A 14,823-nucleotide genomic window follows, 5' to 3' on the forward strand; every position below is an offset into this window, starting at 1 on the left:
CGCGGCGCGCGGCGGGCATCGTCAGACGGTGGCCGAGGCGACGGCCTCGGCGCGCAGGTCCTCCTCGGAGGCGCCCCGACGCCAGTAGCCGGAGAAGGTGACGTGGCGGCGGTCCAGGCCGCGCTCGCCGACGAGGTGCCGGCGCACCGAGCGCACCATCGAGGACTCGCCGGCGATCCAGGCGTACGGGCTGCCGGCCGGCAGCCGGGCGGCACGCACCGCGTCCGCCAGCAGGGTGCTGCCGGGGGCGGTGGCGCCGCGCACGATCCAGCGCACCTCGGCCCGCGCCTCGGTGGGCAGTTCCTGGATGTCTCCCGCGTCGGGGACCTCGATCCAGGCCCGCACCGGGGTGCCCGGCGGCAGCCAGGCCAGGATCCCGGCGGCGGCCGGCAGCCCGGTCTCGTCGGCCACCAGCAGGACGGAGTCCGTGCCGACCGGGGGCCGGAAGCAGACACTGCGGTTGTCGTGCACGGCCGGGCCGAGCAGCACCACCCGGTCGCCCGGCAGGGCGTGCCGGGCCCAGCGGGAGGCGGGGCCGGTGTCGCCGTGGCTGACGAAGTCGATGTCCACCTCGGCCACCTCGGGGCGCTGCTCCCGGATGGTGTACGAGCGCATCACCGCGCGCACGTCGGGGTCCATGGCCCGGTAGGCGCCGAACCAGTCCTCCCCCGCCCCGACGGGAAGCACCGGCTCGGGCTGACCGGGGTGCGGCAGGAACAGCGAGACGCTCTGGTCCCGGCCGCCACCGGCGAAGTCGGCCAGCTCCGGCCCGCCGAGAGTGACCCGGACCAGGGAGGCGCCGACGCGGCGGGCGCCGACGACCTGCGCGGCGAAGAGGCGGTACTGGACGGCTACGGCGGTGGTCACGACGTGACCTTCTTCGCGCCCTTGATGGCGGTGGCCAGGTTCTCCAGCAGCGGCGCGGCACCCGCGTACGAGAAGCGGGGCACGGCGTCCCAGGCGGCGACCTGGTTGGCCTTGACCGCCGGCAGCTGCTGCCAGGTCGGCTTCGCGGCCATGTCCTTGGGCTGAAGGGCGGTGCTGCGGTTGTCGAGCAGGAGCAGGTCGGCCGGGAACTTGCCGGCGTTCTCCCAGCTCAGCGCCTCGAAGTAGTCGCCGGCCTCCAGCTTGGTGGGGACGACGATGTCGACGCCCAGCTCGGCGAAGTACATCAGGTCGGTGCTGACCTTGGGGTTGGAGGCGTAGAACAGGTCGGGGCTGCCGGAGCAGGCGAGCACCTTGATGCCCGGGTTGTCCTTGACCGCCTGGCGGACCGACTCGGCGGCGGCCTCGAAGCGGGCCTTGGCGTCGGTGACCTTCTTCGCGGACAGGTCGGCGCCGAGGGACTCGGCGAGCTGCGCGTACCGCTCGATCGGCTTGGTCATCGGCACCCGCGCGGTGGTCACGGTGACGGTGGGGGCGAGCGGGAGGATCTTGCTCTTGCTCTCGTCCGGCACGTACCAGAAGGCGCCCGGGTCGTACATGTGGGTGACGAGCAGTTCGGGCCGCAGGGCGGCGTACTTCTCCAGGTTGAACTCGCCCCAGACGTTGCCGAGGATCTCCACGGACTCGACGTCGAGGTCGCCGGCCTGCGGGTCCTTGCTGCCGTCGGAGCGCTTGGTCTCGCCGAACACCCCGACGATCTGCTTGTCGACCCCGAAGTCGACAAGCGCTGCGGCGACCCCCGTGAAGGCGACCACCCGGGTCGGCCGGGCGGGGGCGCTGACCTTCTCGTTGCGGTCGTCCGTGAACGACCACGGCCCGCCGGAGTCCTTGGCGGCGGGGGTGGCGGAGTCCTCGTCCCCGCCGCAGCCGGCGAGCAGGGCTGCCAGGGTGGCGGCGCCACCGGCGGCGAGCAGGCCCCGGCGGGAGAGGCGGCGGGCGGACACGGGATGCGGCATGGCGGTGTCTTTCGATCAGGGTCGGGCGAATGACCATGGACAGCGGGGTTAGGTTAACCTAACCTAAACGGCTGTCAAGTCCCGTTCGGAATTCCGCACCAATCGGAGCCCACACTGTCCGCCACCCTCTCCCCCCGCGTCGGCGCGCCGCCGGCACCGCCGGCCGTACGCCGGCCCGGCCGGACCGCCCTGCGGGCCGCCGGGCTCGCGGCGTCGGTGCTGCTGCTCGCGGCCGTCGCGGTGCTCAGCATCGCCGTGGGCGCCAAACAGCTCCCCCTCACCGACGTGTGGCAGGGCCTGCTGGACCGCGACGCCGCCGAGTACGCCGTCGTGCACCGCATGCGGCTGCCGCGCACGCTGCTCGGCCTGCTCGCCGGGGCGGCGCTCGGCGTCGCCGGCGCGGTCATGCAGGCGCTGACCCGCAACCCGCTCGCCGACCCCGGCCTGCTCGGCATCAACGCCGGCGCGGCGGCGGCGGTGGCCACCGGGGCGCTGCTGTTCGGCATCGGCGGCGTCGGCGGGCAGGTGTGGTTCGCGCTGCTCGGCGCGGCCGCCGTCACCGCCGCCGTGTACGCGGTCGGCGGCGGGCGCGGGGCCACCCCCGCCCGGCTGGCGCTGGCCGGCGCGGCGCTCAACGCCACCCTCTACTCGTACGTCAGCGCGGTGATGCTGGTGGACACGGCCTCGCTGGAGCGGCTGCGGTTCTGGACGGTCGGCTCGCTGGCCAGCGCCGAACCGTCGACCGTCCGCACGGTCGCGCCCTTCATGGCGGCAGGCCTGCTGGTCGCCCTGGCCGTCGCCCGCCCGCTCAACGCCCTCGCCCTGGGCGACGACGCGGCGCGCGCGCTCGGCGCCCGCCCGGCCCTGGTCCGGGGCGCGGTCATCCTGGCGATCACGCTGCTCTGCGGCGCCGCCACCGCCGCCTGCGGGCCGATCGTCTTCGTCGGGCTGCTGGTGCCGCACCTGGTGCGCGCGCTCACCGGGCCGGACCTGCGCTGGCTGCTGCCGTACTGCGCGGTGCTGGCACCGGTGCTGCTGCTCGGCGCCGACGTGCTCGGGCGGGTGCTGAGCCGCCCCGGCGAGCTCCAGGTCGGGCTCGTGACCGCCGTGGCGGGCGGGCCGCTCTTCCTCTGGCTGGTGCAGCGCGGACGGGTGGCCCACCCGTGATCACCCTGCGTACCGGCCGTCTGTCCCTGCGGCTGCGTCCCCGCGCCGTCGCCGTCGGCGTCACCTGCGTGCTGCTGGCCCTGGCGCTGGGCGTGCTCGCCATCGGCAGCGGCGACTACCCGATGAGCCCCGCCGACGTGCTGCGCGCCCTCACCGGCCGGGGCACCCCGGCCGAGGAGTTCATCGTCACCGAGCTGCGGCTGCCCCGGGTGGTCACCGCCCTCTGCGTCGGCGCCGCGCTGGCGTTGGCCGGCGCGGTCTTCCAGTCCCTCGTACGCAACCCGCTCGGCAGCCCCGACATGCTCGGCTTCACCCAGGGCGCGGCCACCGGGGCGCTCGTCGTGGTGGTGCTCGGCGGCAGCAGCGTGGCGCTGGCCTCGTCGGCGGTGGTCGGCGGGCTGGTCACCGGCGCGCTGGTCTACGCGCTGTCCTGGCGGCGCGGCGTGCACGGGTACCGGCTGATCCTGGTCGGCATCGGCACCATGGCGATCCTCACCGGGGTCAACGGCTGGCTGCTCACCCGGGCCCCGCTGATGGATGCCGCCCGCGCCGTGCTATGGCTCACCGGCAGCCTCGACGGTCGCGGCTGGTCGAACGCGCTGCCGCTGCTGATCGCGCTGGGCGTGCTGGTGCCCCTCATGCTGGCCGGCTACGGGCCGGCGATGCGGCTGGTCGAGATGGGCGACGACACCGCCGCCGCCCTCGGCGTACGCGTGGAGCGGCTGCGCCTCGTCGTGCTGGCGGCGGCGGTGCTGCTGGTCTCCCTCGCGGCGGCCGCCGCCGGGCCGGTGAACTTCGTGGCCCTCACCGCGCCACACCTCGCGCGGCGGCTGACCCGGGCCCCCGGGCCGAACCTGCTGCCCTCGGCGGCCGTCGGCGCGGTCCTCCTGGTCGCCGCCGACCAGCTCGCGCTGCGGGCCTTCCCCGGGCACCAGCTGCCGGTCGGTGTGGTCACCGGCGTGCTCGGCGGCGCCTACCTGGTCTGGCTGCTGGCCACCGAGCGCCGGGCCGGCCGACTGTGACCGGGCGGGGCCGGCGGGCCACCCACGACGAGAACGGAGCACCGAGCATGCAGTCCCGGCTGAGCGGCACCGCGATGACCCTCGCCTACGAGCGGCGGACCATCGCACAGGACCTGAGCGTCGCCGTGCCCGACCGGTCCTTCACGGTCATCATCGGCCCCAACGCCTGCGGCAAGTCCACCCTGCTGCGGGCCCTGTCCCGGCTGCTGAAGCCGGCCGCCGGGGCGGTCCTGCTCGACGGCGAGGACATCCACCGGCAGCCGGCCCGCAGCGTGGCACGCACCCTCGGCCTGCTGCCGCAGACGTCCATCGCGCCGGACGGCATCGGCGTGGCCGAACTCGTCGCCCGCGGCCGGTACCCGCACCAGGGGCTGCTGCGGCAGTGGTCGCGCGAGGACGAGCGGGTGGTCACCGAGTCGATGGCCGCCACCGGGGTCGCCGACCTGGCCGACCGGGCCGTCGACGAGCTCTCCGGCGGGCAGCGGCAGCGGGTGTGGATCGCGATGGCGCTGGCCCAGCAGACCCCCCTGCTGCTGCTCGACGAGCCGACCACCTACCTGGACATCGCCCACCAGATCGAGATCCTGGACCTCTGCGCCCGGCTGCACGAGGAGCAGGGCCGCACGCTGGTGGCGGTGCTGCACGACCTCAACCACGCCGCCCGCTACGCGACGCACCTGATCGCGATGCGTGAGGGAGAGGTGGTCGCCGCCGGCGCGCCCCGGGAGGTGGTCACCGCCGAGCTGGTCGAGGAGGTCTTCGGGCTCCCCTGCCGCGTGATCGACGACCCGGAGACCGGCACCCCGCTGGTGGTCCCCGCCGCCCGCCGCCGGGCCGCCGCGAGCGCCCCGGCGGTCACCGCTGCCGGCGGGAAGGTGGGCGGGTGACGGGCGTTCGCGCCGGCGGCCCGGGCCGCCGTCCGGCCCGCGCCGCGCTGCGGCCCGACCTACTCGCGCATCGACCGGAATCACCGTACGGTGGCACACGATGCGTGATCTCGCCAGCACCTACCGACAGGACGTCGACGGCTTCGGCCGGGTGACGATCCGACCCGTCGACCCCGACACCGACATCGACCTGATCCACGCCTGGGTCAGCCAGGAACGCGCCCGGTTCTGGGGCATGCGCGACGCCGGCCGCGACCGGGTCGAGGAAATCTACCGCTACCTGGACTCGCTCCCCACCCACCACGCCTGGCTGACCCACCGCGACGGCACACCGGTGGCGCTGTTCCAGACCTACGAGCCGGCCGCCGACCCGGTCGGCGAGTGCTACCCGGTCCAGCCCGGCGACCACGGGGCCCACCTGCTGATCGGCCCGCCCGGCGCGGTCGAGCGGGGCTTCACCGGCACCCTGTTGCGCGTGTTCCTCGACTTCGTCTTCGCCGACCCGAGACACCGGCGCGTCGTGATGGAGCCGGACGCGCGCAACGACAAGGCGGTCGAGCGGCTCCTGCGCACCGGTTTCGTCGCCGGCCCGCTGGTCGACGTCAACGGCAAGCGGGCCCGGCTGCTCTTCCTCGACCGGGAGACGTTCGAGGCCGGCCGGCCCTGAGACGCGGGACGCTCCCCGGGCGGTCGCCCGCCCGGGGAGCGTCGGCGGCTCAGCCGCCCGGTCGCAGCACCCGGCCCGGGCCGGCGACGTTGTCCGCCGCGGCCTGGCTGCGCTGGGTGCCGGTGACGCAGACGTCGTCACCGAGGAACGCCTCGCGCCACACGTAGCCGGCGACGCAGGTGTGCGGGCCGTACGGGCCGTTGACCCAGCGGCTCGTGGCGACGGCGTTGTCCGCGAGCACCTGGGAGCGGGTCGTCCCGGTGACGCAGACGTAGTCGGACTGGTCGGCGTCGCGCCAGACGTACCCGCTGACGCAGGTGTTCGGCCCGGCGACCAGGCGTGCCGGGTTGCGGCGGCTCGCCGCGGCGGCGTTGTCCGAGGCGGCCTGGGTGCGCTGGGCGCCGGTCACGCAGACGTCGTCACCGGCGTACGCCTCCCGCCACACGTAGCCGGAGATGCAGGTGTGCGGGCCGTACGCGCCGTTGGTCCAGCGGCTCGGGGCCGCCGCGTTGTCCGCCCACACCTGGCTGCGGGTGGCCCCGGTGACGCAGACCATGTCGCCCGGCCGGGCCTCCCGCCAGACGTACCCCTGCAGGCAGCGGTTCACCACGTCCGTGGTGACGGTGACCGAGGCGGAGTTGCCCGAGATCCAGTTCACGCCGATCTGCACCCCGTTGGCGTTGAGCGACTGGGCCGGACCGCCGCCGGGCCCGGTACGCAGCAGCGTGGGCGTGCCGTTGCGGACCTCGTGCAGCAGGACCGTGTCGGCCGGGATGCCGGCGCTCCAGCCGGTCTTGCGGCGGAACTCCACGGTGTAGTAGCGGAACGTGTCGGCGGGGTCGAACGGGATCCGGACCAGTTGCGGGCCGCTCGCCGAGGGCACCTCCAGCGGCGCCAACGTGATGCTGCGCGAGCCCACCCCGTCGGCGGCCATGGTGAACACCCGGTTCTTCGGCAGCCAGCCCAGCTCGTCGCGGTGGAACGCGTTGAGCCCGACCGCGCTCGTGCCGTAGTTCGCCGTGGTGAAGGCGTAGATGTGCATCGCGCTCATCTCGTCCCACGGGTCGTCGTACTCGCCCGGCTGGGACCACGGCGCGTTCTGGTAGGTGGTGTCGTTGGAGAACGAGTGCCCCAGGTTGTAGCCGTGCAGCATCTCGTGGGCGGCGAAGCCGACGTTCCAGGCGCCCGGGTCGAGCAGCACCCGCCCGCCGGCGGCCCCGGAGTCGACCCAGTCGTTGAGCATGACGGCGGTGCGGTGTCCGGCGGGGACGGTGTAGCCGTTGGCCGCGGCGGTGTCGACGCAGCGCTGGATGCGGGTGCCGCGGTCGATCGACTGGAACTGCGCCAGGGTGTACGGCATCGTGTACCAACCCCGCACGTTCGAGCCGGCCAGCGAGACCCGCCCGCCGGACTGGTCGGCGAGGTAGTCCGCCACTCCCGAGGTGCCGAGGCCGGCGTCGGTGAGGAAGTTGGCGAAGAACGACGGGGTCTTCGGCTCGGCCGGCTTGTCGCTGAACTTGCAGAGCAGCACCGACCAGGGGGTGTTGTTGCGGATCGGGCTGGCCGCCGCCGGTCCCGTCGCCGCCACCACCGTCCCGATGACGGCGCAGCTGAGCGCCACGGTCGCCGTGGCGACGCGGCGCAGCAGGTTGGGTCCCACTCGCACTCTCCGTTTCCCTCGGCCCGCCCGGTGCGGACCAGTGGGAGACATGGGAGCACCCGGCGTCACCGCGCGGATGCGGCGAGTCGCATTGGCGACGGGCCGAAATCCGACTCGCCCCGCCCCCGCCGCCGGGGGCGGGGGCCGGGGGCGGAGCTGCCCGGGGGCGCGGCGGGACGCCCTCAGCCGTGCAGCCAGCGGTGGATGCACTGCAACAGGTCGGCGGCGTCGACCGGCTTCGTGACGTAGTCGCTGGCGCCGGAGGAGATGCTCTTCTCCCGGTCGCCGTGCATGGCCTTCGCGGTCACCGCGATGATCGGCAGGTCGGCGTAGCGGGGCATGGCGCGGATGGCCGCCGTCGCGGCGTAGCCGTCCATCTCCGGCATCATCACGTCCATCAGCACGAGGTCGATGTCGTCGTGGCGCATCAGCGTCTCGATGCCCTGCCGGCCGTTCTCCGCGTACACCACGTCGAGCCCGTGCAGCTCCAGGATGTTGGTCAGCGCGAAGACGTTGCGCGCGTCGTCGTCCACCACCAGCACCTTGCGCCCGGCCAGGTCGCCGGGCAGGGCGTCGGCGACGGGACGGACGTCGGGCAGCACCGGGGCGAACGGCAGCACCCGCTCCGGCGTCACCGCCGTGAGGTGCAGGGCGATCCGCTCGCGCAGGTCGTCCAGGCTGCGCAGGACCTCCAGCGGCCGCTCGTGGGTCAGCGCCTGCACCAGGGCCTGCGAGCCGGCCGGCAGCGGGTGTCCGTGGTACGCGAGCACGGGCACCGCGCGCAGCGCCGGATCGTCGTGCAGCGCCTTCAGCAGGTTCGTACCGCCGTCGTCGGGCAGGTCGAGCTGGAGCACCAGGACGTGGTGCCGCCCGGCGGCGAGCGCCTCGACCGCCGAGGCCACGTCCACCGCGGTGGAGATCTCCACCGGCGGGTGGGCGTTGCCCAGGTCGGCCGCGACGCCCTGGGCGAGCAGCGTCAGCAGCCCCTTGTCGTGGCGCTCCAGCACCAGCATCCGGCGGACCTCGCCGGGCTGGAGGGTCACGGCCGGCGGCAGCGTGGCCGGCGGCGTCCATGGCAGGGTGGCCGGCGGCGTCCATGGCAGGGTGGCCGGCGACGTCCAGGGCAGCGCGCCGGCACGGCCCGCGACCGGCGGCGCGCCGGTCGGGCGGTCGTCCGTGCCGGCCGCCTCGCCGGTCCCCGCGGGCACCGGCCCGACGGGCAGGTAGAGGGTGAACGTGCTGCCCTGGCCGAGCACGCTGCGCGCCTGGATCCGGCCGCCGAGCAGGTGGGCGATCTCCCGGCTGATGGACAGCCCGAGGCCCGTGCCCCCGTACCGCCGGCTGGTCGTGCCGTCGGCCTGCTGGAAGGCGTCGAAGATCGCGGTCAGCTGCTGCTCGGCGATGCCGATGCCGGTGTCGATCACCCGGAACGCGAGGACGACGTCCGTCTGGGCGAGCCCCTCCGGCAGCTCGCCCGGTGCGGCCCGCTCGATGCGCAGCCGCACCCGCCCCTTCTCGGTGAACTTGACCGCGTTGGAGACCAGGTTGCGCAGCACCTGCCGCAGCCGCTGCTCGTCGGTGTGCAGCTCGGTCGGCACGCCCGGCCCGGTGCTGATCTCCAGCTCCAGGCCCCGGGGCGTGGTCAGCGGCCGGAAGGTGGCGTCGACGTAGTCGCGCAGCGCGGCCAGCTCGAAGGTCTCCGGGTTGATGTCCATCTTCCCGGCCTCCACCTTGGACAGGTCGAGGATGTCGTTGATGAGCTGGAGCAGGTCGGTGCCGGCCGAGTGGATGACCGTCGCGTACTCCACCTGCTTGGCGGTCAGGTTGCGGTTCGGGTTCTGCGCGAGCAGCTGGGCGAGGATGAGCAGCGAGTTCAGCGGCGTACGCAGCTCGTGGCTCATGTTCGCGAGGAACTCCGATTTGTACTTGGAGGCGAGGGCGAGCTGCTGGGCGCGGGCCTCCAGCTCCTGCCGGGCCTGCTCGATCTCGGAGTTCTTCGTCTCGATGTCGTGGTTCTGCCGGGCCAGCAGGGCCGCCTTGTCCTCCAGCTCGGCGTTGGAGCGCTGGAGCTCCTCGGAGCGGGCCTGCAACTCCTCCGAGCGGGCCTGCAACTCCGCGGCGAGGCGCTGCGACTCGGTGAGCAGCACGTCGGTACGGGCGTTGGCGACGATGGTGTTGACGTTGACGCCGATGGTCTCGGTCAGCTGGTCGAGGAAGTCGCGCTGCACCTCCGTGAAGCGGCTCATGCTGGCCAGCTCGATGACGCCGAGCACCTGGTCCTCGAACAGGATCGGCAGCACCACCAGGTGCAGCGGGGCGGCGGCGCCGAGGCTGGAGGAGACGGTGACGTAGTCGGCCGGCACGGTGTCCACCACGATGGCCCGCTTGCTCACCGCGGCCTGCCCGACGAGGGAGTCGCCGAGGGCGTACCGGCGGCCGGAGGTGTCGTGCCCGTACCCGCCGACGACCCGCAGGCCGGTCCCGTCGGGGCCGTCGTCCACCAGCAGGAACGTGCCGAGCTGCGCGGAGACCAGCGGGGCCAGCTCGTTCATCACCAGACCGGCGACCACGTCCAGGTCGCGGTGGCCCTGCATCAGGCCGGCGATGCGGGCCAGGTTGGTCTTGAGCCAGTCCTGTTCCTGGTTGGTGCGGGTGGTCTCGCGCAACGACTCCACCATCGAGTTGATGTTGTCCTTCAGCTCGCCGACCTCGCCGGGGGCGTCCACGGTGATGGAGCGGGTCAGGTCGCCGGTGGCCACGGCGCTGGTCACCTCGGCGATGGCGCGCACCTGGCGGGTGAGGTTCCCGGCCAGCTCGTTGACGTTCTCGGTGAGCCGCTTCCAGGTGCCGGAGACGCCCTCGACCTCGGCCTGGCCGCCGAGGCGGCCCTCGCTGCCGACCTCCCGGGCCACCCGCGTCACCTCGGCCGCGAACGACGACAGCTGGTCCACCATCGTGTTGATGGTGGTCTTCAGCTCCAGGATCTCGCCGCGCGCGTCGACGTCGATCTTCTTGGTCAGGTCGCCCTGGGCCACGGCGGTGGTGACCTGGGCGATGTTGCGGACCTGGCCGGTGAGGTTGTTCGCCATCGAGTTGACGTTGTCGGTGAGGTCCTTCCAGGTGCCGGCCACGTTCGGCACCCGCGCCTGGCCGCCGAGGCGCCCCTCGGTGCCCACCTCGCGGGCCACTCTGGTCACCTCGTCGGCGAACGCGCCGAGCGTGCCGACCATCGTGTTGATGGTCTGGGCGAGCACGGCCACCTCGCCCTTGGCCTCCACGGTGATCTGCCGGCTCAGGTCGCCCTGGGCGACGGCGGTGGCGACCAGCGCGATCGAGCGCACCTGGTTGGTGAGGTTGTTGGCCATCTCGTTGACGTTGTCGGTGAGGTCCTTCCAGGTGCCGGCCACGTTGGACACCCGGGCCTGGCCGCCGAGGCGGCCCTCGGTGCCCACCTCACGAGCCACCCGGGTCACCTCGTCGGCGAACGCGGAGAGCTGGTCGACCATCGTGTTGATGGTCTCCTTCAGCGCCAGGATCTCGCCGCGCGCGTCGACCCGGATCTTCTGCGTCAGGTCGCCCTTCGCCACGGCGGTGGTCACCTCGGCGATGCTGCGCACCTGGGCGGTGAGGTTGTCCGCCATGACGTTGACCGACTCGGTGAGGTCCTTCCAGGTGCCGGAGACGCCCTTGACGTCCGCCTGGCCGCCGAGGCGCCCCTCGGTGCCCACCTCGCGGGCCACCCGCGTCACCTCGTCGGCGAACGACGACAGCTGGTCCACCATCGTGTTGATGGTGTTCTTCAGCTCCAGGATCTCGCCGTGCGCCGTGACGGTGATCTTCTGCGACAGGTCACCCCGGGCCACCGCCGTGGCCACCTGCGCGATGCTGCGCACCTGGTCGGTGAGGTTGACCGCCATCGAGTTGACCGAGTCGGTGAGGTCGCGCCAGGTGCCGGCCACGCCGCTGACCTGGGCCTGACCGCCGAGCCGCCCGTCGGTGCCGACCTCGCGGGCCACCCGGGTCACCTCGTCGGCGAACGACGACAGCTGGTCCACCATCGTGTTGATGGTGCTCTTGAGCTCCAGGATCTCGCCCCGGGCGTCGACGGTGATCTTCTGCGACAGGTCGCCCCGGGCCACGGCCGTGGTGACCTGGGCGATGTTGCGGACCTGGCTGGTCAGGTTGCCGGCCATGAAGTTCACCGAGTCGGTGAGGTCGCGCCAGGTGCCGGCCACGCCGGGCACCTCGGCCTGGCCGCCGAGACGGCCCTCGCTGCCGACCTCCCGGGCCACCCGCGTCACCTCGTCGGCGAACGACGACAACTGGTCCACCATCGTGTTGATGGTGATCTTCAGCTCCAGGATCTCGCCACGCACGTCCACGGTGATCTTCTGCGACAGGTCGCCCCGGGCCACCGCCGTGGCCACCTCGGCGATGTCGCGGACCTGGTCGGTCAGGTTGCCCGCCATGGCGTTGACGGAGTCGGTGAGGTCCTTCCAGGTGCCCGACACCCCGGGCACCTCGGCCTGGCCGCCCAACTGCCCCTCGGTGCCGACCTCCCGGGCCACCCGGGTCACCTCGGAGGTGAACAGCGACAACTGGTCGACCATGCCGTTGAAGACCGTGGCGATCTCCCCGAGCAGGCCGTCGGCGTCCTCCGGCAGCCGGGTGCCGAAGTCACCGTCGCGTACCGCCGTCAGGCCGGCCAGCAGCTGCCGGAGCCCCGGGTCAGCCATCGCCCCAGCCCCTCCGGTCGCCGGGTTGCGCCGCGACGCCGTCTTCTCGACCACCACAACCACCTCGCGCAGCAGCCGGGGGCCCGCCCGCCGGCACAACATCGACCGCGCAAGTATGCACAGCCCGGTCGCCGCACGCGCGCCGGCCGGCACGCCGCGCCGCCGGCCGTCCGGCGGCTGCGCACCGGCACGGTTACCAGGGGCGCGGCGCGGGTAGAGGCGACGCGCGAACCGGTCCGACCGGAACGGGGGACTCGCCGGGGCGGTCCTCGACGCCGGCCCGGCGAACGGGTCCGGCGTGGAGCGCGCCCCGACCGGAAGAGGGGTGCCGACGGTGCGACAGTGGTGGCGGGGCGCGCGCGGGCGGATCCGCGACGACGGCATGACCGTGGTCGAGCTGACCCTCGCCGCGACCGTCGCCTGGATGCTCGCCGCGCGGGTGATCGGCCACCCGGACCCGTTCTTCGCGCCCACGGCCGCGCTGGTCGTCCTGGGCGAGGCACGGGGGCGGCGGGTCCGGCAGACGGTGGAGATCCTGCTCGGGGTCGCGGCCGGGGTGCTCGTCGCCGAACTGCTGGTGTACGCGCTCGGCCCCGGCACCGGCACCGTCTTCCTGGTGCTGCTGCTGACCACCGGCCTGATGGTGGCGATCGGGGCCCGCACCACCCTCGTGGTGCAGGCGGCGGTCTCCGCGATGTACCTGATGGCGGTCGCCGCGCCCAGCGGCACGCTGATGCCCTTCCGGTTCGTCGACGCGCTGATCGGCGGCGCGGTCGCGCTGGCCGCGAGCCAGCTCCTGACGGCCCGCGACCCCCTCGCCCCGCTGGTGCGGGAGGCCCGGCAGAGCTTCGCCGACCTCGCCGGGGTGCTCGACGCGCTCGACGACGCGCTCGCCCGCTGCGACGGGACCGCCGCCCGGACGGCGCTGGACCGGGCCCGGGAGCTGGACGACTGCGTGGACCGGCTGCGCACGGCGGTCCGGGCCACCGGGGAGACGCTGCGGTTCCGGGTCCGCCGGCGGCGGCACGTCGGGCAGGTACGGGAGGTGGAGGCGACCGCCCGGCAGCTGGACTACGCCGTGCGCAACGTCCGGGTCCTGGCCCGCGCCGCGGTGACGCTGACCCGGCTGTGCGCCGACACGCCGCCGGAGCTGGGCGACGCGATCCCCGCCCTGGCCGCCGCCGTACGCGCCGCTGGCGAGGCCGTCGCGACGGACCTGACCGGCGAGGACGCCGCCCGGCACGCCGCCCGGGCCGACGAGGCGGCCATGACCGCGGTCCGGGTCGCCGGCCGGCTGCTCGCGTCCGACCCGGAGCTGCCCGTCACGATGATCGTCGGCCAGATCCGGGCGACCGCCATCGACCTGCTGCGCGGGGTCGGCCACGACGACGACGCCGTGCTGGAGCGGGTCGACGAGGCGCTCGGGGTGGTGCCCGCTCAGGTGGCGTCGCAGCGCTCCGAGAGCGCGTAGCGGACCAGCACGACGTCGCCGATCTGGCGGGTCTCCGCCACCCGCGCCCGGCGGCCGGGATGCCAGGGGAAGCTCCCGTCGCCGACGAACCGGGGCGCCCGCCCGTCACCGACGAAGAACGGCGCCAGGACCAGGTGCAGCTCGTCGGCGAGGCCGGCGGTGAGGAACTGCCCGAGCACGCTCGCCCCGCCCTCCACCATCAGCCGGTCCACCCCCCGGCCGGCCAGGTCCGTCAGCAGCCACGCCGGGTCCACCGGCTCGCCCGCGTCCACGACGGTGGCCCGGCCCGCCAGCCGCTCCCCCGTCTTCGCCACGGCCGGGGTGGCACAGTAGACGATCCGGTCGGCGTCGCCGGTGGTGAAGAAGCGGGCCGTCGGGTCCAGGTCGCCGCAGCCGGTCACCGTCACCTTGGCCGGGGAGGCGGGCAGGCCCCGCGCGACGCGCTCGGCGCGCCGCCGTGCGGAACGGACCAGCAGACGCGGGTCGTCGCGGCGGACCGTGCCCGCGCCGACCAGGATCGCGTCGCAGCCCGCCCGGACCGCGTCGACCCGGTCCAGGTCGGCCTCGTTGGACAGCAGCAGCCGCTGCCCGCTCGCGTCGTCGAGGTAGCCGTCCATCGACGTGGCGCAGCTGAGCAGGACGTACGGGCGGTCAGTCACGGACGAGGGACAGGTCGAGGGCGTGCCCGCCACGCCCGGCCTTCGCCGCCAGGTAGCCGGCGTTCGCCGGGGACAGGTGCACCCCGGTGGGTACGCGCGCGGTGACCGTCACCCCGAGCCGCTGAAGCTGTGCGGCCTTGTCCGGGTTGTTGCTCAGCAGGGCGGCCCGGTCCACGCCCAGGGCGGCGAGCATCTGCGCGGCCACGGTGTAGTCCCGCTCGTCGGGCCGGTGGCCCAGCGCCAGGTTCGCCTCGTAGGTGTCCAGCCCGGCGTCCTGCAACGCGTACGCGTCGAGCTTGGCGTACAGGCCGATGCCGCGTCCCTCCTGCCGCAGGTAGAGCAGGTAGCCGCCGGGGTCGGCGATGCGTTCGACCGCCTCGCGCAGTTGGGGGCCGCAGTCGCAGCGCCGGCTGCCGAACACGTCCCCGGTCAGGCACTCGCTGTGCGGGCGGACCAGCGGCGGCGACGGGCGCGTCGCGGCCCTGTCGACGGGGCCGGCCCGGTCGCCCAGGCCGAACGCGAGGTGCTCCCGGCCGTCGACGAGGCCGTCGAAGGAGAACACCCGGGCGGTGGTGAGGTATCCGTCGGGGAACCGCAGCGGCACGGTGACCTGCGTACGGACCGTGGCGGCGGGCGGGGACTCGGGCATCGGG

At 74.1% G+C, this 14,823-nt stretch carries 11 protein-coding genes; 5 read left to right on the forward strand and 6 right to left on the reverse strand.

Annotated features, from left to right (window positions below):
- Positions 1-21: 21 nt before the first annotated feature.
- Complete coding sequence (locus tag EV374_RS12990) at positions 22-867, reverse strand: siderophore-interacting protein (protein WP_132234959.1); 846 nt, start codon at positions 865-867, stop codon at positions 22-24.
- Positions 864-1,901, reverse strand: a complete 1,038-nt coding sequence (locus EV374_RS12995; protein WP_132234962.1) for an ABC transporter substrate-binding protein — start codon at positions 1,899-1,901, stop codon at positions 864-866. Before EV374_RS12995 ends, EV374_RS12990 begins: the two co-directional genes overlap by 4 nt.
- Before the next feature lie 90 nt (positions 1,902-1,991).
- On the opposite strand from EV374_RS12995, the gene EV374_RS13000 reads away from it, so the two are divergent.
- From EV374_RS13000 to EV374_RS13015, 4 genes are all read left to right on the forward strand, one after another.
- A complete protein-coding gene (locus tag EV374_RS13000; RefSeq protein ID WP_486485735.1) occupies positions 1,992-3,068 on the forward strand; it encodes a FecCD family ABC transporter permease in 1,077 nt (358 codons plus the stop codon).
- Positions 3,065-4,090: an iron chelate uptake ABC transporter family permease subunit gene (locus EV374_RS13005; protein ID WP_132234967.1), complete on the forward strand. Its 1,026-nt coding sequence runs from the start codon at positions 3,065-3,067 to the stop codon at positions 4,088-4,090. Before EV374_RS13000 ends, EV374_RS13005 begins: the two co-directional genes overlap by 4 nt.
- Before the next feature lie 47 nt (positions 4,091-4,137).
- Entirely contained in the window at positions 4,138-4,977 is an 840-nt protein-coding gene (locus EV374_RS13010) for an ABC transporter ATP-binding protein (protein WP_132234969.1), read from the forward strand.
- Between the two features lie 100 nt (positions 4,978-5,077).
- Entirely contained in the window at positions 5,078-5,644 is a 567-nt protein-coding gene (locus EV374_RS13015) for a GNAT family N-acetyltransferase (RefSeq protein WP_132234972.1), read from the forward strand.
- Between the two features lie 49 nt (positions 5,645-5,693).
- On the opposite strand, the gene EV374_RS13020 is transcribed toward EV374_RS13015, so the two are convergent.
- Together EV374_RS13020 and EV374_RS13025 are read right to left on the reverse strand one after the other, a co-directional pair.
- On the reverse strand, positions 5,694-7,310 hold the full coding sequence (locus EV374_RS13020; protein ID WP_132234974.1) for a hypothetical protein: 1,617 nt from the start codon (positions 7,308-7,310) through the stop codon (positions 5,694-5,696).
- A 176-nt stretch (positions 7,311-7,486) separates the two neighbouring features.
- On the reverse strand, positions 7,487-12,040 hold the full coding sequence (locus EV374_RS13025) for a HAMP domain-containing protein (protein ID WP_132234976.1): 4,554 nt from the start codon (positions 12,038-12,040) through the stop codon (positions 7,487-7,489).
- A 334-nt stretch (positions 12,041-12,374) separates the two neighbouring features.
- Between EV374_RS13025 and EV374_RS13030 the strand changes: the two genes are divergently transcribed.
- Complete coding sequence (locus EV374_RS13030) at positions 12,375-13,511, forward strand: FUSC family protein (RefSeq protein WP_132234979.1); 1,137 nt, start codon at positions 12,375-12,377, stop codon at positions 13,509-13,511.
- Here the strand turns inward: EV374_RS13030 and EV374_RS13035 are convergent.
- The gene (locus tag EV374_RS13035) at positions 13,478-14,170 is read right to left on the reverse strand and encodes a dihydrofolate reductase family protein (protein WP_132234982.1); all 693 of its coding nucleotides are present in this window, start codon (positions 14,168-14,170) and stop codon (positions 13,478-13,480) included. The two genes, EV374_RS13030 and EV374_RS13035, sit on opposite strands and share 34 nt — an antisense overlap.
- On the reverse strand, positions 14,163-14,819 hold the full coding sequence (locus tag EV374_RS13040) for a GTP cyclohydrolase II (RefSeq protein WP_132234985.1): 657 nt from the start codon (positions 14,817-14,819) through the stop codon (positions 14,163-14,165). Before EV374_RS13040 ends, EV374_RS13035 begins: the two co-directional genes overlap by 8 nt.
- Positions 14,820-14,823 lie beyond the last annotated feature (4 nt).

It is taken from the genome of Micromonospora sp. CNZ303, from assembly GCF_004345505.1.